Origin of the sequence: Bradyrhizobium sp. 1(2017) (assembly GCF_011602485.2) — a bacterium.
Lineage (GTDB): Bacteria > Pseudomonadota > Alphaproteobacteria > Rhizobiales > Xanthobacteraceae > Bradyrhizobium.
Window position 1 is genome coordinate 3,175,674 of record NZ_CP050022.2, and the last position, 19,989, is coordinate 3,195,662.

General features: G+C 65.4%; 15 protein-coding genes and 1 pseudogene. 11 read left to right on the forward strand and 5 right to left on the reverse strand.

Translation table 11 applies throughout. The annotated features are described in order from the left end of the window. Positions 1 to 11 precede the first annotated feature (11 nt). Complete coding sequence (locus tag HAP40_RS14715; protein WP_166817128.1) at positions 12 to 1,136, forward strand: mandelate racemase/muconate lactonizing enzyme family protein; 1,125 nt, start codon at positions 12 to 14, stop codon at positions 1,134 to 1,136. Positions 1,137 to 1,323: 187 nt separating this feature from the next. Continuing rightward, on the forward strand, positions 1,324 to 2,502 hold the full coding sequence (locus HAP40_RS14720; protein ID WP_166817127.1) for an acyl-CoA dehydrogenase family protein: 1,179 nt from the start codon (positions 1,324 to 1,326) through the stop codon (positions 2,500 to 2,502). 27 nt (positions 2,503 to 2,529) lie between these two features. Here the strand turns inward: HAP40_RS14720 and HAP40_RS14725 are convergent, their stop codons facing one another. Continuing rightward, positions 2,530 to 3,657, reverse strand: a complete 1,128-nt coding sequence (locus HAP40_RS14725; protein WP_208024778.1) for a GlxA family transcriptional regulator — start codon at positions 3,655 to 3,657, stop codon at positions 2,530 to 2,532. Between HAP40_RS14725 and HAP40_RS14730 the strand changes: the two genes are divergently transcribed. Beyond that, positions 3,656 to 4,483 carry a dienelactone hydrolase family protein gene (locus HAP40_RS14730; RefSeq protein ID WP_166817126.1) on the forward strand — a complete coding sequence of 276 codons (828 nt, stop codon included), beginning with the start codon at positions 3,656 to 3,658 and terminating at the stop codon, positions 4,481 to 4,483. The genes HAP40_RS14725 and HAP40_RS14730 overlap by 2 nt on opposite strands. 18 nt (positions 4,484 to 4,501) lie before the next feature. On the opposite strand, the pseudogene HAP40_RS14735 reads toward HAP40_RS14730, so the two are convergent. The 4 genes and pseudogenes from HAP40_RS14735 to HAP40_RS14750 form a co-directional block, all read right to left on the reverse strand. Beyond that, a pseudogene (locus tag HAP40_RS14735) lies at positions 4,502 to 5,779 on the reverse strand (carbamoyltransferase); the annotation flags it as partial. Beyond that, positions 5,716 to 7,494, reverse strand: a complete 1,779-nt coding sequence (locus tag HAP40_RS14740) for a hypothetical protein (protein ID WP_166817125.1) — start codon at positions 7,492 to 7,494, stop codon at positions 5,716 to 5,718. The pseudogene HAP40_RS14735 and the gene HAP40_RS14740, both read right to left, overlap by 64 nt. 182 nt (positions 7,495 to 7,676) lie before the next feature. Further along, entirely contained in the window at positions 7,677 to 8,714 is a 1,038-nt protein-coding gene (locus HAP40_RS14745) for a Bug family tripartite tricarboxylate transporter substrate binding protein (RefSeq protein WP_166817124.1), read from the reverse strand. 209 nt (positions 8,715 to 8,923) lie between these two features. Next, on the reverse strand, positions 8,924 to 9,895 hold the full coding sequence (locus tag HAP40_RS14750) for a LysR family transcriptional regulator (protein WP_166819504.1): 972 nt from the start codon (positions 9,893 to 9,895) through the stop codon (positions 8,924 to 8,926). Between the two features lie 155 nt (positions 9,896 to 10,050). On the opposite strand from HAP40_RS14750, the gene HAP40_RS14755 reads away from it, so the two are divergent. The 8 genes from HAP40_RS14755 to HAP40_RS14790 all read left to right on the forward strand — a co-directional run bounded on the left by HAP40_RS14755 (position 10,051) and on the right by HAP40_RS14790 (position 19,926). Continuing rightward, a complete protein-coding gene (locus HAP40_RS14755) occupies positions 10,051 to 10,671 on the forward strand; it encodes a UbiX family flavin prenyltransferase (RefSeq protein ID WP_166817123.1) in 621 nt (206 codons plus the stop codon). Between the two features lie 26 nt (positions 10,672 to 10,697). After that, a complete protein-coding gene (locus HAP40_RS14760; protein WP_166817122.1) occupies positions 10,698 to 12,119 on the forward strand; it encodes a UbiD family decarboxylase in 1,422 nt (473 codons plus the stop codon). 124 nt (positions 12,120 to 12,243) lie between these two features. Beyond that, the gene (locus HAP40_RS14765) at positions 12,244 to 13,083 is read left to right on the forward strand and encodes a helix-turn-helix transcriptional regulator (protein ID WP_166817121.1); all 840 of its coding nucleotides are present in this window, start codon (positions 12,244 to 12,246) and stop codon (positions 13,081 to 13,083) included. Between the two features lie 130 nt (positions 13,084 to 13,213). Next, the gene (locus HAP40_RS14770) at positions 13,214 to 16,225 is read left to right on the forward strand and encodes a xanthine dehydrogenase family protein molybdopterin-binding subunit (RefSeq protein WP_166817120.1); all 3,012 of its coding nucleotides are present in this window, start codon (positions 13,214 to 13,216) and stop codon (positions 16,223 to 16,225) included. Further along, on the forward strand, positions 16,222 to 17,037 hold the full coding sequence (locus tag HAP40_RS14775) for an FAD binding domain-containing protein (RefSeq protein WP_166817119.1): 816 nt from the start codon (positions 16,222 to 16,224) through the stop codon (positions 17,035 to 17,037). Before HAP40_RS14770 ends, HAP40_RS14775 begins: the two co-directional genes overlap by 4 nt. Continuing rightward, positions 17,034 to 17,552, forward strand: a complete 519-nt coding sequence (locus HAP40_RS14780) for a (2Fe-2S)-binding protein (protein ID WP_166817118.1) — start codon at positions 17,034 to 17,036, stop codon at positions 17,550 to 17,552. The genes HAP40_RS14775 and HAP40_RS14780 overlap by 4 nt, the downstream gene beginning before the upstream one ends. Further along, positions 17,545 to 19,089 carry an AMP-binding protein gene (locus tag HAP40_RS14785; RefSeq protein ID WP_166817117.1) on the forward strand — a complete coding sequence of 515 codons (1,545 nt, stop codon included), beginning with the start codon at positions 17,545 to 17,547 and terminating at the stop codon, positions 19,087 to 19,089. The genes HAP40_RS14780 and HAP40_RS14785 overlap by 8 nt, the downstream gene beginning before the upstream one ends. A gap of 30 nt (positions 19,090 to 19,119) precedes the next feature. Beyond that, positions 19,120 to 19,926 (forward strand): enoyl-CoA hydratase/isomerase family protein, encoded by an 807-nt coding sequence (locus tag HAP40_RS14790; protein WP_166817116.1) that lies wholly within the window; start codon positions 19,120 to 19,122, stop codon positions 19,924 to 19,926. The last annotated feature ends 63 nt before the right edge of the window (positions 19,927 to 19,989 follow it).

A 19,989-nucleotide genomic window follows, 5' to 3' on the forward strand; every position in this document is an offset into this window, starting at 1 on the left:
GGATCTGCAACATGACTGACAGCTTTACCATCCGCTCGATCCAGGCGTTCTGCTATCGCTATCCCCTGGCGACGCCGGTGGTGACGTCGTTCGGCAGGATGCTCAACCGTCCCGCCGTTTTCGTTCGCGCTGTCGATGAGGACGGCGTCGAGGGATGGGGTGAAGCCTGGTCGAACTTCCCAGCGCCCGGCGCGGAGCACCGCGCCCGGCTCGTCAACGAGGTGCTCGCGCCCGGCCTCGTCGGACGCAAATTTGACGGCCCGGCTCAAGCCTTCGAGACCCTCACCAAGGGAACCGAGGTCCTGGCGCTTCAATGTGGCGAACCCGGCCCGTTCGCGCAGGCAATTTCCGGCATCGACCTCGCGCTGTGGGACCTCTCCGCACGCCGTCAGCATTTGCCGTTATGGCAGTTGCTCGGCGGGTACTCGCGCAGGATCAAGGTCTATGCCAGCGGCATCAATCCCGGCGGGGCCGCGCAGACGGCGGAAGCCGCGCTAAGGCGCGGTCATCGCGCGCTGAAGCTGAAGGTCGGGTTCGGTGCGGAGACCGATCTTGCCAATCTGGCCGCGCTGCGCGGGATCGTCGGCGCCGGCATGCTTTCCGCCGATGCCAATCAGGGCTGGTCTGCGGCGCAAGCGATCGAGATGCTGCCGCGGCTCGCCGAGTTCGATCTGCGCTGGCTGGAGGAGCCGCTTCGCGCCGACCGGCCGCGCGCAGAGTGGCGCAAGCTGCACGCTGAAGCGAAGATGCCGATTGCCGCCGGCGAGAACATCTCGAGCGTCGAAGCCTTCAAGGACGTGCTGTCAGAAGGCGTGCTCGGCGTGGTTCAGCCCGATATCGCGAAGTGGGGCGGCCTCAGCGCCTGTGCCGGGCTGGCGCGCGACATCCTGAAGTCCGGCAAGACGTTCTGTCCGCACTATCTCGGCGGCGGAATCGGCTTGCTTGCGTCCGCACATCTGCTCGCCGGTGTCGGAGGTGACGGCTGGCTGGAAGTCGATGCCAACGACAACCCGTTGCGCGATCTGTTCTGTGGACCGGTCCTGAACGTCAGGGAAGGCACCGTTGAATTGGAGCAGGACCCGGGCCTCGGGATTATGCCCGATCTGAAATCCATCGAACCATATCGCACCATTTAGTCTCTGGGACGCATCCGGCCCTGTGGTTGGACCCATCAGCCGCCCGCATTTCGCGGGAGCGCGGCGCCTTGACAACGTCACCGGAGAGGGAAATATTTTAGGCTTAAAACAATAGCCGATCTGGCCGCGTGGCGGATCCGATCCCCATTGCTGCATGCGGCAGACCCCCGATCTTGTGGAGCGACAGATGAGCTCACCGGCAAAGGCAATCTTCCGCGACTGGCTGGACTGGCCGTTCTTCGAGCCGCGTCATCGCGCCGTCTGCGAGGCGCTTGATCGCTTCGTCACGCAGGGCGGACTTGATGCGGTCGATCACAGCGATGTCGACGGCGCATGCCGCAAGCTCGTGCGTGCGCTCGGCGCGGCGGGGCTGCTCGACTGCGCGGTCGCAGCGCCCGACGGCGACGTGACGAGCATCGATTCCCGCTCGATCTGTCTGTCGCGCGAGTCGCTCGCCTATGCCGACGGTCTTGCCGATTTCGCCTTCGCCATGCAGGGGCTCGGATCCGGCGCCATTGCGCTTGCCGGCTCGCAGGAACTGCGAAACGCGGTGTTGCCCAAAGTCCGTTCCGGCGAATGGCTGGCGGCCTTCGCGCTTTCGGAGCGGGAGGCGGGCTCGGACGTGGCGGCGATGACGTGCACGGCGCGCGAAGACGGCGACAGCTACGTTCTGGACGGCGAGAAGACCTGGATATCGAATGGCGGGATCGCCGACGTCTACACGCTGTTCGCGCGAACCGGGGAGGCGCCTGGCGCGCGCGGCATCTCGGCCTTCGCGGTGTTTCCGGATGATCCCGGTTTCAGCGTCGCCGAGCGCATCGACATCATCGCGCCGCATCCGCTGGCGACGCTGCGTCTGGACGGTTGCCGCATTCCGACCGGCCGCCGCCTCGGGGCGCCGGGCGGCGGGTTCAAGATCGCGATGCAAACCCTCGATATCTTCCGGGCCTCGGTCGCCGCTGCCGCGCTGGGTTTTGCAAGGCGGGCGCTGGAGGAGGCGCGACTTCACGCGCAGACGCGGCGCATGTTCGGGACGACACTGTCCGACCTGCAACTGACCCAGGCCGCTCTCGGTGACATGGCGACTGAAACGGATGCCGCGGCGCTGTTGACCTATCGCGCCGCATGGCGCAGGGACGTCCAGAAGCTTCCGACCACCCGCGAAGCGGCGATGGCCAAGCTGGCTGCCACCGAAACCGCCCAGCGCGTCGTCGACCGCGCGGTGCAGATGTTCGGCGGCCGCGGCGTGCGTAAAGGCGAGATCGTCGAAAGCCTCTATCGCGAAGTCCGCGCGCTTCGCATCTATGAAGGTGCGACCGAGGTTCAGAAGCTGATCGTCGCGCGCGAGCTTCTCAAGCCGCGCTGACGTCAAGCTCCGATTGAGCCCGGACCGTCAGCGCTGGCCGGACGCCCCGCGCCTTGCATTTCGCCGTGCTCCATGCGTCGAAGGCGCGGCCCCATTGTCCCGTTTGCGAACGGCACGCAGGGCCCGCGCACCGGGCGTCTTCTCTCGATGCAAAAGCCTGCGAAGCGTAGAGGGATCGGCATACCCGACCTTCTCCGCGATGTCGTCGAGGCCAAGGCGCGTGGTCTGCAGAAGCTCCATCGCCTTGTCGACGCGCAGCTTCTGGAGAAACCTCACCGGCGAAAGCCCGGTGGCGCGCTGGCATCGGCGCGCAAAGGTGCGCGCACCCAGTCCCGCGGCCTTTGCAAGTTCGGAGATCGTAAAGGTCCGGTGCAGTCGCGCCCGTGCCCAGCGTTCCGCTCGCGACACGCGATCGTCAGCGGCGGTGAGGAAGGATAGCGCCATATAGCGGGATTGCGATTGCCTCAAGTCCAGCAACAGAAAACGGGCGCAGCTGTCCGCAAGATCAGGTCCGGCATGGCGGGCAATGATCGACAACATCAGGTCCAGTTGAGCCATCGCCGCGCCGGCGGTCGTCGTGCGACGGTCGGTCAGCACCATCGCATCCGTGTCGAGCGTCACTTTCGGAAACAGCTCCCGAAACAGGGGCGCGAGCCACCAGGTCGTGGTCGCGCGGCGGTCATCCAGCAGTCCCGTGCTCGCAACGAGGAAGACGGCCGAACAGGAGGCGGCAATCTCGGCTCCGGATCGAAACGCCGCCTGCAGGGCCTTCCTGGCCGTGGCGGCATCCCGTCGCTGCAAACCCTCGCGAACGAGCCGCTCATCCATCCAGGCCAGCCCGGGAACGATCACCACGTCTGCTGGCCTGTTGGCGTTTCCCTTTGAGGGCAGCCGTGCAAGCCGCGTTGCCCATTTTGCCCCGGAGCCGGAGACTTTCACGTCAAAGCAGGGCGGCCGTCCGGCCCTTGCGCGTATGCCGTTGGCCGCTCCGATCAATTCGAAAGTGATGGCGACACTGGCCGCAGAGGCGCCTTCCAGCACCAGGACGTCAATGAGCGGCATGGCAAAATCGACCCGATCAATGGCATTTTTGACACTTGTCGACATCAATGCCCGGGAAATACCGTTCGCGCAACCTTTTCCGGAGGACGACATGAGCGATGCGCTGCTGAAGCCCGACGATCTATCCGATTTCGAGCAGCGGATGCTCTCGCTGGAGGCCGCGACAAAGCCGGTCTATGTCGCGGGCCGGGGACCCGCGGTCATCGTCATGGCGGAGATGCCGGGCATCAGCCCGCACGTTGCGCGTTTCGCCCGCTGGGTTCGTGACACCGGATTCCGCGTCTACATGCCGTCTCTGTTCGGAAGGGATGGCGATGTTCCCGACGCGGAGACTGCGGCCGGCGTTTTCAAGCGCGCCTGCGTCAGCGCCGAATTCCGCGCGCTCGGCGGCGGATCATCGAGCCCTGTGTCGAACTGGTTGCGGGCGCTCGCGAGGCTGGCTCACGACGAGAGCGGCGGCCCGGGCGTCGGCGCCATCGGCATGTGCTTCACCGGCAATTTCGCGCTGAACATGATGCTGGATCAGGCCGTGCTGGCTCCAGTGGTGTCCCAGCCGTCCCTCCCGCTCGACAATCCCGCCGGCATCGAGAGCTCTGCCGACGAACTTTCGCAGATCCGCTCACGGCTCGAACGAGAGGACCTCACCGTCCTTGCCTATCGGTTTGCGGGCGATTCATTCTGCCGCGCCGAACGGTTTGCCGCCTATCAGGCCGCGCTCGGCGAGCGCTTCATCGGTCGCGTCCTGCCTGACACGGCCGCGAATACCGGGCCCAGGCCACCGTTCTTCGCGCAGTTCGTCAAGACACCCCACAGCGTCGTCACGGTCGATCTCGTGGATGAGGCGGGTCAGCCCACGCTTGCAGCCCGGGACGAGATCATCGCATTCTTCCGAATGCGCCTGACATCAGGCCCGGCCTGACCGGCTTCGCGCCAGAGCTCAGTCCAGCGCGAAGGCGGAACTGTAGTCGCGCTTGAGGGCGGGGTCCTGCTGCTCTTTTCTCAAGATGCAGTTGCCGACCACCAGCATGTCGAGCTCGTTGCCCATGAAACAGCGGAAGGCATCCTCCGGCGTGCAGACGATGGGTTCGCCGCGGACGTTGAAGCTGGTGTTGACCAGTACCGGGCATCCGGTCATCGCCTTGAAGCGTGACAGCAGGCGATGGAAGCGCAAATTGGTGTCGGCGCTCACCGTCTGAATTCGGGCTGAATAGTCGATATGCGTCACGGCGGGGATCGTCGAGCGCACCACATTGAGCTTGTCGATGCCGAACAAGGCCTGCTCGTCCGCGCTCATCAAGTGACGCCGGTCGGCCTTCACGCCGGCAACCAGAAGCATGTACGGACTGTCGCCGTCGAGCTCGAACCAATCCGCCACGTCCTCGCGCAGAACCGCCGGTGCAAACGGCCGGAAGCTTTCGCGATATTTCACCTTGAGATTGAGGTTCTTCTGCATGGAAGGCGAACGCGGATCGCCCAGGATCGAGCGTGCGCCGAGCGAGCGCGGACCGAATTCCATCTTGCCCTGAAACCAGCCGACCGCGAGCTGGTCGGCCAGGGCCACCGCTGTCGCCTCGATCATGGCATCTTCGCTGAGCACATCGAACCGGCCGCCGGCGGCGCGTAGCCGCTGCTCGATCACGTCCTGCGGGAATTCAGGACCGAGAAAGGCGCCGGACATGCCGTCGCCGGCCACGGCATGGCGCGGTTGTTGTCTGAACTGATGGTAGGCTGCAAGTGCAGCGCCAACTGCGCCGCCGGCGTCGCCGGCCGCCGGCTGAATCCAGATCGAATCGAATTTGCCGTCTTGCAGCACCTTGCCATTGGCGACGCAATTGAGTGCGACGCCGCCGGCAAGACACAGATTGCGTGCGCCGGTCTGGCCTGCAAGGCTGCGGGTCAAACGAAGCACCGCCTCCTCGAGCACGGCCTGAATGGAGGCCGCGATATCCATGTGGAAGGACGTGAGCAACTCGTCCGGCGAGCGCACCGGCTGGCCAAACAGGTTGGCGAACCGGTCATTGGTCATCGTCAGCCCGGTGCAATAATCGAAATACGACATGTCGAGGCGAAACGAGCCGTCAGCCTTCAGGTCGATCAGCGAGTCGAGGATGCGCTGCGCGTATTTCGGCTCGCCGTAGGGCGCAAGCCCCATCAGCTTGTACTCGCCGGAATTGACCTTGAAGCCGGTGTAGTACGTGAAGGCGGAGTAGAGCAGTCGGGGTTGTTGAAGCAGTACATGTATCGCGGCGGCATAAGCCAGATGTACCACCGCCAGCTCAGAACGTTGTTACGCAAAATCTGGCCGTTTCCACCGTTCTTGCGCATGTTGTCGTCTTGCCAATCCCAAATGCGCATGCCACGGCCGTCGAATGTCGGAGGCTCCGATTGCCCGCGAAGGGTTGCGATCGCGTCGTTCACGGCGGTTGTCGAAAAAACTAGGTGGAATAGCTCTCCGATCTGAAACGCCGCCCTTCCGAGCGCCTGCCAACGCGACAGGAGCGCGTCCGAAAAATCGGCGGGCGGAAACCCGCCCGTCAGTCCCTGTTTCTGGCCGACTGCGGCGTAGTGCGAATAACCGTCGCTGTATTCGCCAAGCGCCAATCGAATGCGCGCGTCGGGATTCTTGGAGAGATAGTTGGCTTCGTTCCAACCATCGGGCAGGAAGCCGCCCATGCGCTTTTCCGCGCGTCCGGCAGCAAGATAGTGGTGATACCCGTTGAGAAAGAGTCCTTGCGAGACCTGATATTCGACGTCGCGGTTGACTTGCAGATATCGCGCGTCGTTCCATGCCTTCGGGATGAAACCGCCCTCGCGACGCTCCACCTTGCCGGCGGCAAGATAGTGGTGATAACCGCTGACGAAGGTGCCGCGAGCGACCTCCGCTCTCACGTCGGAATTCACGCGCAGATAGAGCTCTTCGTTCCACCCGGGCGGCGGCGTGCCGTCCTGTCGGCCTTCGGCGCGCCCGGCCGCAAGATAGTGGTGATAGCCGCTAACGAAGGTGCCTCGTCGAACTTCGGCGGCGACGTCAGGATAGATTCGAAGATATTGCGCCTCGTTCCAGCCGGGTGGCGGCACTCCGTTCTGCCGACCCTCCGCGCGTCCGGCAGCAAGATAGTGGTGATAGCCGCTGACAAAGGTGCCTCGCCGGACTTCGGCGGCAACATCCGGATAAAGTCGAAGATAGAGCGCTTCATTCCAGCCTGGCGGGGGATCGTTCTCCGCCGTCCCGGCTGGTAGGCACTTCTCACGGTCGAGCGTCTTGCAATCAGGGTCCGTGGAGGCTTCCGTGGGAGGCGCCGGCTGCGCCTCTGTGTGCGCCGATTCCCCGGACACGCGTGGCGCGCTGGAAGCAGAAGATTGGCCGGCGTGATCGGGCCGGCGCTTGGCAAGCTCGGCCGTCAGAAAATCGGCGAAGGCCCGAACCCCGTCGCCGGAGAAGCGCCCCTCCAGATATGCCTGGTCGCGCGGGAAGAAGATGTTGAAGCCGAAGAAATCGAGGCCGATCACGGCCTGCTTGAGTGGCGCGACCGATTGCGCGTGGAGAAACGCCAGCATGACCTCGTAGCTGGTGGCCGAAGGCAGGCCGAAGTTGAAGACATTCTTGCCGTTCCATGCAGGATGTTGCGGATCGAGCGCGACCTCGGCGCGGGAGCTTCCCAATGTGACTGCGTCAGGCTTGATCCGCCGCACCTGATAAGGCTTCACGGCCGGATCGTGGTTTTCGTAGCGCGGCCGTACGACGTTGATCCCCGGAATGTCAGGGGTTCCGAACACGTAGTAGGGATCGACCAGTAGGATGAGCGCGGAGAGGGCGAGCGGCGGTATCGCTACAAATCCAATGAATCCGACGGTAAAGCGTCGAAAGCTGGAGACCATTGGCGATGCGGAATCGGCAGCCTTGCTGGTCGCAATGTCGAATGCGCTCACCTTGGTCGTGGCTCGCATGAGTTGACGTTGGAGGTTGAGCGCAACCTATCCAAGGACTCCACGAGGGTCAAATGCGCAGGACCGCGAACAGCAGCAAGCTATGTGCGCTGCTGGAGCTTGACGGTCCTGAACTTCCGCGCCATGGGGGCGGGTCGTGCAGAGGCTGCGTAGAGCCCGGGGAATCACATCGGCTCGATGCCGATCCTCTTGATGATCCCGGCCCATTTCGTGGTTTCCGCGGTCATGAAACCCTTCAGCGCTTGTGAGTCCATCACCAGCGGCTCGGCACCTTGCTCCACGAAGAGGGCGCGAACCTTCGGATCGTTCGCGGCTTCGACCATGGTGGCATAGAGCTTGTCGATCACGGCTTTGCCGGTGCCGGCTGGGGCGAGCAGCGCGAGCCACGCCGCGCTTTCGTATTCCTTAAGGCCGGCCTCCGCCGCCGTCGGCACGTCCGGCAGCGCTGTCAGGCGCTTGTCGCTGGCAACAGCGAGCGGGCGCGCATCGCCGCTCTTGATCAGGCCGATGACATTCGGCAAGAGCTGGAAGCCCAGCGGAACCTGGCTCGCGATGAAATCCGGCGTGTAAGCGGCAATGTTGCGGTAGGGAACGTGAGTGAGTTCGGTGCCCGTCAGCTGCTCGAAATAGGCGGCTGCGAGGTGTTGCGACGATCCGACGCCGACCGTCCCGTAATTCAGCTCTCGCGGGTGAGCCTTGGCGTAGTCGATCAGCTCGGGCAGGGATTTCGGCGGCAGCCTCGAATTGATCACGATGACGTTCGGCAACGTGGCGAACAGGCCGATCGGGGCAAAATCCTTCAACGGGTCGTAAGGCAGCTCCTTGTAGAGCGACTTGTTGGCAGCCAATGGGCCGGAGGTGCTCATCAGCAACGTGTAGCCGTCGGGGGCTGCATGCGCTGCGGCCGCCGTGCCGATATTGCCGCCGGCGCCGGGGCGATTGTCGACCACGAAGGCCTGCCCGACTGACGCGGACATGCGGTTGAGCAGGATGCGTGTGATCACGTCGCTCGCGCTGCCGCCGGCAAAGGGCACGAGCATCTGGATGGGTCGTGCGGGATAGTCTTGCGCTTGTGTCGGACGGAGCCCGGCGGCCAGAAACGCGCCTGCGCCAAGCGATAGCAAAGACCTGCGGTCGGGGCGAAACCCCTCAGCGGCCGGCGCCGTGATGTCCGTGAAATTGCTGCGACCGAACCTTGGCATCCCGGACGAATCTCCCGACTGTGTCTTATTCCACGAGCCATGGAACCGTCTGGGACGAGCGTCGTCCGGATGAGCGCCAGGTCGCGATTTTCTGCGCCTGAACCATAGTTGGCAGATCGATGAGGCCGTCATGCCGGCTCGTCTCAAAACTTACCAGCCCGTCTCATTTTGCAGTGGCGCGGCAACTTGTCCGGCGGGCAATTCGCAGATCAGGTGACCGCCTTGCTCCGCGGCTTGCGACGTCCTCTTCGGGACGGCGAGATCGTGCCCCGGGCGTGCGGCTCCGCGAATTCCCACGCCGCTTTCGCTGCGTGCGCAAGATCGTGGCTGATGACGTCGAGCACGGCTTTTGCCGCGACCGACACTGCTCGTCGCGGGTGATGCACCCAGGCGATCGAGCGCACGATCCCCTGCGCGTCGAAGCGGTGGGCGCGGATGGTCCCGCTGGCGAGCGATTGCCGGAGCGCAATGGTCGGCAGCACCGTTGCGAAATCGGTGGTCGCGATGACGTCGCAGAGGGCGGGCAGGGTGTCGAGCTCGAGCCGCGGGTGCAGGTCGATGCCGATTGCGGCGGCATGTTCGTCCAGGATCAGTCGCAGGCCGTGCCGCTTGGAGGGCAACACGAGGTCGACATTCGCGATGTGATCGAAGCGCAATTTGGCGGGCGGCCGGATCGGACCGTCCTTCCGGCAGGCAAACACCATCTCCTCGTCCATGATGTGATGGGCGGCGAGCGGCGTCCTTCGGCGCGGCACGTTGATCAGCGCAAAATCGAGCTGACCGCTATTGACCCAGTCGATCAGCGTCTCGGTGTAGCCTTCGCACGCGGAGAGCATGATCTCGGGATAGCGACGGGCAACCGTCGCCGACGAGCTCGCCATGGTGCTCTGCGCGACCGAAGTGATCAGCCCCACTGAGACACGGCCCGATATGCGGCCGCCGAGCTGCGCCATTTCCTGCCGGGCATGCTCCGCATCGCGAACGATCGGCGCCGTGAGGCGCACCAAGGCTTCGCCGGCGCTGGTCAGCGTCATGCCCTGGACGCTGCGGTCGAACAGTTTCTGACCGAGCTCGGCCTCGAGCTTCGCGATCTGCATGCTCAGCGCCGGCTGCACGATGTTGAGCTGGCGTGCGGCCCGGGTGACGTTCTTCTCCTCGGCCAGGCACAGGAAATATTGCATCTGCCTGAGTTCCACGGGGCCTGTCCTTCGGTAGACGATATTGCTCCAAATCATCATTTCAGATGATTGATGATATAATCAATCATTATTTGTGCTGATGGATGCGATTACCTAGTCTCGCGGCGGGCATGTCCCAGGGAGCGAAAATCAGACAGATGCAGGACTCAACGCCCAAGCGGATGATCATCGGCATTTCCGGCGCTTCCGGCGTCACCTATGGCGTGCGCCTGCTTCAGCTCCTGCGCAACGCCGGCGTCGAGACGCATCTGGTGATGTCGAAGACCGCCGAGCTGACCTTTGCCTACGAGACCGACCTGAAGATCGCGGAGGTGAGGGAACTCGCCAATGTCTGCCATGCGATCGACGACATGGCCTCGGCGATTTCCAGCGGGTCGTTCCGCACTGCCGGCATGATCGTGGCGCCGTGCTCGATGCGCTCGATGTCCGAGATCGCCTCGGGCGTGACCACGACGCTGCTCACCCGTGCCGCCGACGTCGTCCTCAAGGAGCGCCGACGTCTGGTGCTGATGGTGCGCGAGACGCCGCTCCATACCGGACATCTCAGGACAATGACCGCGTTGTCCGAGATGGGCGCGATCATCGCGCCGCCGATGCCGGCCTTCTACGCCAAGCCCGAGAACCTCGAAGACATGGTCGAGCACACCGTCGGCCGCGTGCTCGACCTGTTCGACATCGATATCGGCGTCGTGCGCCGCTGGGGCGAGGACGAGGCGCTCAAGCGCCGTTCGCCGACGTTGCGCAAGATCGCGCCCTGATCTGAAGACCTGAAGAAAGATCCTACATGCAAATGGAAACTCCGGCCGGAAAGAGCGCCAAGGCGCAAGCTGACCTGCGTGGCTGGCTCGCTTATCTCGCCGAGCGCGGCAAGCTCGCCGTTGCTCGCGAGGGCATCGGGCTGGCCGATGAGCTCGCCGCAATCGCCAAGCGGCTGGAGCGCGACAGCGCCGTGCTGTTTCCGCGCCCCGACGGCCACGCGATTCCCGTCGTCGCCAACCTCTTTGCCGGCCGCGACTGGGTCGCCGAGTCCATCGGCGTCACCGAAGACCAGTTGCTGCCGCACTTCCTCGCCGCTGCGAGCCACCCGCTGCCGACCCATGAGGTGCCGAGCGGGCCGGTGCAGGAGGTCGTCCATGAAGACGTCGACTTGCTCCGCCAGCTTCCGGTGCCCAAGCACAATGAACGCGACAGCGGTCCCTACATCACGGCGGGATTGCTGATCGCCCGTAATCCGAAGACCGGCGTGCAGAACGTCTCGATCCATCGTTGCCAGATCAGCAGCAAGAACCGTATCGGCGTATTGCTGCTGCCGCGGCACACTTTCTCCTATTATCGCCTCGCCGAAGAGCTGGGGCAGGCGCTGGAGATCGCAATCGTCATCGGCGCGCATCCGGCGCTGCTGCTGGCCTCGCAGGCGATCGCGGCGCTCGACGAGGACGAGATGGCGATTGCCGGGGCGCTGTTGGGCTCGCCGGTGGACGTCATCAAATGCCGCACCAATTCGGTCCGTGTGCCCGCCCACGCCGAGATCGTGATCGAGGGGCGGATCCTGCAGGGCGTGCGCGAGCCCGAAGGGCCGTTCGGCGAGTTTCCCCAATATTACGGCCCGCGTGCCAATCGCGAGGTGATCGAGGTCGATGCGATCACGCATCGCAAGGCGCCGATCTTCCATACCATCGTCGGCGGCGGCTTCGAGCATCTGATCCTCGGCGGCGTGCCGCGCGAGGCGACGCTGCTCCAGCATCTGCGCCGCAGTTTTCCCAACGTGCTCGACGTTCGCCTCACGCGCGGCGGCACCTGCCGTTATCATCTCGCGATCAGGATCGACAAGGCCAATGACGGCGAGCCGAAGAACGTCATGATGTGCGCCTTCGGTGCACATTACGACATCAAGCAGGTGATTGTGGTGGACAAGGACGTCGACATCTCCTCGCCCGAGGAGATCGAGTGGGCGGTCGCGACGCGCTTCCAGGCCGATCGCGACCTCATGGTGGTCGCGGGCGCGCTCGGCTCGAAGCTCGATCCGACAACCGACAACGGCGTCAGCGCCAAGATGGGCCTCGATGCGACCGCGCCGCTCAGCGCACCCGAGCTCGCGTTCAAGCGCATCCGCGTCAAGGGCGAGGAGGAGGTCGATCTGGCGATGGCCCTGCAGGCCGACCCGAGCGCGGCCGTCGCGCGATTGCTGGCCGAGGCGCGGTCATGAGCCGATTACCGCCCGGGAGTGACTTGCGCCCGTTTGCGCCGTTGGAATATGAAGCGGGGGCCGCGTATAGTGCCGCGCCAACAAGCCAATCATTTTGCAGCGCAATGCTGGGAGGAACAAACTGATGTCGACGGCCCTGCGCATCGCTCATGGCGCTTTCGGCAGGGTCGCTCTGCTCGACATGGACCGTTCGCTGGTCCGCCACGCCCATCATCACTGCCATGTGCTGCTCAAGGTCGAGGGCGCAGACACCCAGTTCCTGGTCGGTGACCAGACCACGCCGCTGACGGACACCGCCGCCGTCCTCGTCGACGGCTGGAAGCCGCACGCCTATGTGCACGACGTCAACCGTCCGCGCACGCTCATCATGGCGCTCTATATCGAGCCGGAATGGCTGAAGGAGTTCCGTCCCGGATGGGCGGCGAGCGGCGCGCCGGGCTTCTTCGAGCGGCCGTCCGGGGAAGTGTCGCCGCGCATCCGCCAGCTCACCCTGCATCTTGCGGCCGAAATGATGGCGAACCCGGATGCGGTGCGCACACACGAGCAGACGCTGTCGGACCTCATGATCGCGGTGATCGAGCGTTTCACCCCCTGGCGCAGTTTTCCCACCTCGATCCGCGGCATGAGCGCGGTGAGCTGCGACTGGCGGATCCGGCGCGCCATGGACGCGATGCGGACGCACGACTCCTATGGCAACGTCGACCAGTTCGTGAAGGGCGCGGGCCTGTCGCGCGCGCAGTTCTTCCGCTTGTTCGAGACCTCGCTCGGGGTTTCGCCAAAACTCTATCTCAACGTCGTCCGCATGGAGCGTGCACTCGATGCGGTGATGCGTGAGGACACCCCGCTTGGCGAGCTCAGCGAGCGTTTTGGCTTCCCCGAGCCCGCGCATTTCACGCGCTTCTTCCGTGACCACGCCGGGGTCAGCCCGCGCGAGTTTCGCAACGTCTCGCGTCTTGCGGGTTGATTTTGCGCCGCACGCGCCTGCAAATGAGACGATTTGGTAAGTCGTGAGAACGGGCGGTATGGGCCCTGCATCCCCGTCCTGACAAACGTCACCGTCGCGTCAAAGAACGCGTCGGGAGGGTTGCCGGGACATGGTGCAGGCTGCGGTTCGATCCGCAAATTCAGTCGATCAGAGTGGCGAGACGGCATGGGTCGGGCGTTCGATCGAACGCGTCGAGGACGCTGCGCTGCTCAGCGGCCGTGGCCGCTTCATCGACGATCTCGGCGTTCAGCCCGGCACGTTGCACGCCGCGATCTTGCGCTCGCCGCACGCACATGCCGACATTCTCTCGATTGACGTCGAAGCGGCAAGCCGGCTGCCGGGCGTTGCGGCGGTTCTGACCGGCCGCGACGTCAAGGCCGTCACCACGAGCCTCGTCGTCGGCGTGAAGGCGCCGGTCGAGTGCTGGCCGATCGCGATGGACCGTGTGCGCTATGTCGGCGAGCCCGTCGCGGTCATCGTGGCCACCGACCGCGCCCGCGCCGAGGACGCGGCCGAGCTGATCAACGTCGAATACCGCCCGCGTGGCGCGGTCGTCGATCCGCTTGGCGCGATCGCACCTGATGCGCCGGTGCTGCACGACGGCTTTCCCGGCAATCTCGCCAGCGACCGTGCCTTCCGCTATGGCGATCCCGAAAAGGCCTTTGCGGACGCGCCGCATCGCTTTTCCATCGACATCAGATATCCCCGCAATTCCTGCACGCCGATCGAAACCTATGGCGTCGTGGCCTCGCACGATGCCGGCGAGGACGCTTACGACGTGATCGCCAATTTCCAGGGTCCGTTCAGCATCCACACCGTGATCGCGCGCGCCCTCAAAGTGCCGGGCAACCGGCTGCGGTTGCGCACGCCGCCGGAGTCCGGCGGCAGTTTTGGCGTCAAGCAGGGCGTGTTTCCCTACATCGTGCTGATCGCCGCCGCCGCGCGCGTCACAGGACGGCCGGTGAAGTGGATCGAGGACCGGCTCGAGCATCTCACTGCATCGGTCTCGGCGACCAACCGCGCGACGACCCTGGCCGCGGCGGTCGCGGCCGACGGGAAGATTCTCGCGCTCGACTGGGACCAGGTCGAGGATTGCGGCGCTCATTTGCGCGCGCCGGAGCCGGCGACGCTCTATCGCATGCACGGCAATCTGACCGGCGCCTACGACATCGGCCACGTCAGGATCCGCAACCGTGTCGTCGTCACCAACAAGACGCCGACCGGCCTCAATCGCGGCTTTGGCGGGCCGCAGGTCTATTTCGCGCTGGAGCGGCTGGTACAGCGGATCGCGATTGGCCTCGGGCTCGATCCGCTCGATGTCATCAAGCGCAATCTGATCGATGCGGGCGCATTTCCCTATCGCACCGCGACCGGCGCCTTGCTCGATTCCGGAAATTATCGGGAAGCCGTCGCGCGTGCGGTTGAGCAGGGCAAGCTTGCCGAGCTGAGAGCGCGGCGCGACGAGGCGCGGGCGCATGGCCGACTCTACGGCATCGGCTTCACCGCGGTGGTCGAGCCCAGCGTGTCCAACATGGGCTACATCACGACGGTGCTGACGGCGGCCGAGCGCCGCAAGGCCGGGCCGAAGAACGGTGCGCAGGCGACCGCGACCGTCGGGCTCGATCCGGTCGGCAGCGTCACCGTTCACGTCGCTTCCGTGCCGCAGGGGCAGGGTCATCGCACCGTGCTGTCGCAGGTCGTCGCCGACGTCTTCGGCCTCCAGCCCAAGGACATTCGCGTCAACACCGAGATCGACACCGCCAAGGACGCCTGGTCGATCGCGTCAGGCAACTACGCCAGCCGTTTCGCCGCGGCGGTGGCGGGCACGGCGAAGCTCGCGGCCGAACGCGTTGCCGGGCGTCTCGCCCGTATTGCCGCGAGCCAGCTCAATGTCGAGGCCGCCGACATCGTGTTCGCGAAAGGCTTCGTTGCCTCCAGGCACAATCCGGAGAACCGCATCGCGTTCTCGCGCGTCGCCGCGCTCAGCCATTGGTCGCCGGGCTCGCTGCCTGACGATGCCGGCCAGACCATTCGCGAAACCGTGTTCTGGACGCCGCCCGAGCTGACCCCGCCCGATGAGGACGATCGCATCAATTCCTCGCTCTGCCACGGCTTCATCTTCGACTTCTGCGGCGTCGAGATCGACCGCACCACGCTTGAGACGCGGATCGATCGTTACGTCACCATGCACGATTGCGGCACCATCCTGCATCCCGGCATGGTCAACGGCCAGATCCGCGGTGGTTTCGCCCAGGCGCTCGGTGCTGCGCTGTACGAGGAATACGCCTACGCCGACGATGGCAGCTTCCTCACGGGAACGCTCGCCGATTATCTGCTGCCGACCACGACGGAGGTGCCCGAGCCCGAAATCATCCACATGGAGACGCCGTCGCCATTTACGCCGCTCGGCGCAAAAGGTGTCGGCGAAGGCAATTGCATGTCGACGCCGGTCTGTCTCGCCAACGCGGTCGCCGATGCGCTCGGCGTTGCGGACGTCACTTTGCCGCTGGTGCCGGCACGCCTTGCCGAGTTGGTGCGCGGCGCCGAGCCGCCGCCCCCCGCAGGGGGCATTGCGGCCGCGCCCGCGCGCGAAAGCGACCGGCGGCTGCGCGGCGAAGGGCAGGCCTCGGTCAAGGGTGCACCCGAGCAGGTCTGGGCGATGCTGCTCGATCCCGCCACGCTGCAATCCGTCATTCCGGGTTGTCAGCGCGTCGACAAGGTCACGGACACGCATTTCCGCGCCGACGTCACGCTTGGCATCGGTCCCGTCACGGGACGCTATCGCGCCGACGTCGAACTGTTCGATCTCGACCCGCCCCGCGCAGTCACCTTGCGCGGAGGCGCCACCGGCGCACTCGGCTTCGGCAGTGCCGAGGGGCGGATTACGCTCACCCCCGACGGCGATGGCGGGACGAAACTGACCTACAGCTACGACGCTGCGATCGGCGGCAAGGTCGCGAGCATCGGCGGCCGCCTGCTCGATGGCGCGACGCGGGTGATCATCGGCCAGTTCTTCACCGCGCTCGCCCGCAAGGCCGGCGGCGGCGGTGCGACGGGCGGAGGCTTCTCGCTGTTCGCACTGCTCGCGAAGGTGGCCAGCCTGTTCGGGGGGCGCCGATGAAGCCCCCCGCATTCGACTATCTCCGCGCCGAAACCGTCGGCGACGTCCTCGAAGGGCTGGCGCAGCAGGGCGGAGACGCCCGCGTGCTCGCCGGCGGGCAGTCGCTGATGGCGATGCTCAACATGCGCCTCGCCAAGCCGAAGCTGCTGATCGACATCATGCGCATCGGGGAATTGCGCCAGATCGAGCGGAAAGGCGATGCCGTCGTCATCGGCGCCGGCGTGCGCCAGGCCGATCTGCTGGCGTGGCCGGATCTGGCCGCGGCGCTGCCGCTGGTGGCGCTGGCGCTGCCGTGGGTTGGGCATGTGCAGACCCGCAGCCGTGGCACGATCTGCGGCTCGCTCGCGCATGCCGATCCCAGCGCGGAGATGCCGCTCGCCCTGGTCGCGCTCGGCGGCGAGGTGCACCTGCGCAGCGCCCGGCGCCGCCGCCGCGTCGCGGCCAGGGATTTCTTCGCCGGCATGATGCTGACCGCGCGGAGCGACGACGAGCTGATCGAGGGCATCTCGCTTCCAGTCGTCAAGGGATCGCGCTTCGCCTTCCGCGAAGTCGCGCGCCGGCACGGCGATTTCGCCATCGTCGCCTGTGCCGCGATGAAAACGCCGACGGGCGTGCGTCTCGCCGTCGGCGGCGTCGCCGATGTTCCGACCGCCCGCGACTGGCCGCGGCTCGAGGGCGACGCCCTCGACGACGCCCTCAACGCCTTTGCCTACGACCTCGGCGCCCGCGACGACGTCCATGCCACCGCGCGCTACCGCCGCGATCTCGTGCGCATGATCGGCCGCGACCTGATCGGCGAGGTGCTGCAATGACCCGTCTCGAGTCCGATCGCCGCCATCCCATTCGCTTCATGCTGAACGGCAAGCCGGTCGAGGGGGAAGCCGAGCCGCGCATGCCGCTCTCCGATTTCCTGCGTCACCAGCTCGGTGCGACCGGAACGCATGTCGGCTGTGAGCACGGTGTCTGCGGCGCCTGCACGGTGATCGTGGACGGCATGCTGACGCGATCCTGCCTTACGCTCGCGGCGCAGGTCGATGGTTGCGAGGTCAGGACGGTCGAAGGGCTCGCGCCGTCTGCCGACCGGCTTGGCGTGCTGCAACAGGCCTTCCGCCGCAACCACGCGCTCCAATGCGGCTTCTGCACCGCCGGCATCTTGATGTCACTCGACCTCTACCTCGGCAGCAATCTGACGCCGACCGAGACGGAGATCCGCGATCTCCTCAGCGGGCATCTGTGCCGCTGCACCGGCTACACCCCGATCATCCGCGCGGCGCTCGAAGCCGCCGCGGAGCTCGCTTCATCCAAAGAAGAGACGTCAAATGCTTGATCTCGCCAGCAGTTTCATTGCCAGCGCCGCGCGTGATCCCCAGGCGATCGCGCTGGTCGACGGCGAACTGCGCCTGACCTACCGGCAGTGGTACGACAAGATCTCCGCGCTCGTGGCTTCGTTCGAGCGCCTCGGCCTTAAGCCCGGCGATCACGTCGTCACGCTGCTGCAGAACCGGTGGGAAGCGGCGACGCTGCACTGGGCCTGTCAGTTCGCCGGCCTCGTCATCACACCGATCAACTGGCGCGCCAAGGCCGACGAGCTCGACTACTGCATCGGGAATGCCGAGGCCTGCGCGATCTTCTATCAAGACATTTCCGCCGAGGCGGTGCAGGGCTCGGCGCTATCAGGCAAGCTGCTGCGCGCGTCCGTCGATCCCGGGACGGGGGAGGGGACCAGCTTTGCCGAACTGATCAAGGACAGTGCGCCCGATGCCGAGCCGCGTGTCGGTGCCGATGCATGGTCGATCATGCTCTACACGTCCGGCACGACGTCACGGCCGAAGGGCGTGCCGCGCCGGCATCGTGCGGAACGCGCCGCCGCGATTGCCCATGTCGCGCAGAACCTCTACGGCCGCGGCGAGCGTACGCTCGGCGTGATGCCGCTCTACCACACCATGGGCGTCCGCTCGCTACTGGCGATGTCGCTGATCGGCGGAAGCTTCATCTGCCTGCCGCGCTACGACAGCCGCCAGGCCCTGTCGCTGATCGAGAAGGAGGAGATCACCAATTTGTATCTCGTGCCGACGCTCTATCACGACCTCGTCCATCACGAGGCCTTCGCCGGGACCGACGTCTCCAGCGTGCGCAAGCTCGGCTTTGCCGGCGCGTCGATGACCGATGGGCTGTTGAAGAAGCTGAACGGGGCGTTCAAGCCGGAGCTGTTCGTCAATCACTACGGCAGCTCCGAGATCTACACGTTTACGATCGACCAGAACGCTGCGGCCAAGCCCGGATCGGCCGGCAAGGCCGGGTTGAACCAGCACGTCAAGGTCGTGCGGATCGGCGCACGCTCGATCGCAGAGCTCGCCGCGGTCGGCGAGGAGGGCGAGATCATCGCAACGCTTGCCGGCGACGAAGCCTTCGAAGGCTATTGGCGTCGTCCCGAGGCCGACGCCAAATCGCTGCGCGAGGGCTGGTATTTCACCGGTGATACCGGCTTCGTCGATCCCGACGGCGACCTCTTCGTCACCGGCCGTGTCGACGACATGATCATCACCGGCGGTGAGAACGTCTCGCCGGTCGAGATCGAGAGCTGCCTGTCGCTGCATCCCGCCGTCGATGAGGTCGCGGTGGTCGGTGTCGCCGACGAGAAATGGGGCAAGGTCGTCGCCGCGTTCGTCAAACGCAATCGCGTCGTCACCGAGGTCGAGCTGGAGCAGTTCTGTCGCACCTCGGGCCTCGCCAATTTCAAGCGGCCGCGCCGCTACGTCTTCGTCGATGCGATCCCGAAATCGCCCGTCGGCAAGCTGCTGCGGCGATTGCTCGTCGCCGGAGAATACGAGGCCGAGCGGATGCCGCCGTCGGACGCCGCCTGAACATCGCCCATCAACAGAAGGAAGCACAAAATGCCGTCACCCTACACGTTTGCCGATCCCCGGCTTGCCAAGCTCGACGGGTTCAAGGTCGAGATCGACGAGGCGCATGAGCGCGCCGACATCATCCTGGGCCGGCCGCCCTACAATGTCGTGGCGATGCCCCAGCGCGACCAGCTGCGGCTGACCTTCGAGACGCTGGACGAGGATCCGCGGGTGCGCGTCATCGTGGTGCGCGGCGAGGGCGAGCACTTCTCCAGCGGCGGCAATATCGGTGGTTTCATGGAGGCGAGTCCCGAGCACGTCTCCAAGCTCGCCTGGAACATCGCCGCGCCGGCGCGCTGCGCAAAGCCGGTCATCGTCGCCAACCGCGGCTATTGCTTCGGCGTCGGCTTCGAATTGTCGCTCGCCTGCGACTTCCGCATCGCGTCGGAGACCACGCAATACGCGTTGCCGGAGCAGAAGCTCGGCCAGATCCCGGGATCGGGTGGCTCGGCGCGTCTCCAGAAGATGGTCGGCATCACCCACACCAAGGACATCGTGATGCGGTCCAAGCGCATCTCGGCCAAGCAGGCGCTCGAGTGGGGTATTGCCACCGAATGTGTGCCGGATGCCGAGCTGGAAAAGGCGACCGACAAGCTCGTCGACGAGCTCCGCACCTTCTCGCCGCTGGCGCAGCGCACGGCCAAGAAGCTCCTCAACGACACCGAGGATTCGACGCTCGCCATTGCGATCGAGCTCGAAGGCCATTGCTACAGCCGTCTGCGCCAGTCGGAGGATTTCAAGGAGGGCGTCGAGGCCTTCAACGGCAAGCGCCCGCCGAAATTCGTCGGCCGCTGATACGCGAAAAATTGCCGCGGTTCGCAATGGCGCGGACCGCGGCGCTACTCAAACGGGGGAGGT

Coding starts and splice junctions, on each gene's coding strand:
- HAP40_RS14715 (WP_166817128.1), top strand. CDS start 12: ATGACTGACAGCTTTACCATCCGCTCGATCCAGGCGTTCTGCTATCGC.
- HAP40_RS14720 (WP_166817127.1), top strand. CDS start 1,324: ATGAGCTCACCGGCAAAGGCAATCTTCCGCGACTGGCTGGACTGGCCG.
- HAP40_RS14730 (WP_166817126.1), top strand. CDS start 3,656: ATGAGCGATGCGCTGCTGAAGCCCGACGATCTATCCGATTTCGAGCAG.
- HAP40_RS14725 (WP_208024778.1), bottom strand. CDS start 3,657: ATGTCGTCCTCCGGAAAAGGTTGCGCGAACGGTATTTCCCGGGCATTG.
- HAP40_RS14745 (WP_166817124.1), bottom strand. CDS start 8,714: ATGCCAAGGTTCGGTCGCAGCAATTTCACGGACATCACGGCGCCGGCC.
- HAP40_RS14750 (WP_166819504.1), bottom strand. CDS start 9,895: ATGCAATATTTCCTGTGCCTGGCCGAGGAGAAGAACGTCACCCGGGCC.
- HAP40_RS14755 (WP_166817123.1), top strand. CDS start 10,051: ATGCAGGACTCAACGCCCAAGCGGATGATCATCGGCATTTCCGGCGCT.
- HAP40_RS14760 (WP_166817122.1), top strand. CDS start 10,698: ATGCAAATGGAAACTCCGGCCGGAAAGAGCGCCAAGGCGCAAGCTGAC.
- HAP40_RS14765 (WP_166817121.1), top strand. CDS start 12,244: ATGTCGACGGCCCTGCGCATCGCTCATGGCGCTTTCGGCAGGGTCGCT.
- HAP40_RS14770 (WP_166817120.1), top strand. CDS start 13,214: ATGGTGCAGGCTGCGGTTCGATCCGCAAATTCAGTCGATCAGAGTGGC.
- HAP40_RS14775 (WP_166817119.1), top strand. CDS start 16,222: ATGAAGCCCCCCGCATTCGACTATCTCCGCGCCGAAACCGTCGGCGAC.
- HAP40_RS14780 (WP_166817118.1), top strand. CDS start 17,034: ATGACCCGTCTCGAGTCCGATCGCCGCCATCCCATTCGCTTCATGCTG.
- HAP40_RS14785 (WP_166817117.1), top strand. CDS start 17,545: ATGCTTGATCTCGCCAGCAGTTTCATTGCCAGCGCCGCGCGTGATCCC.
- HAP40_RS14790 (WP_166817116.1), top strand. CDS start 19,120: ATGCCGTCACCCTACACGTTTGCCGATCCCCGGCTTGCCAAGCTCGAC.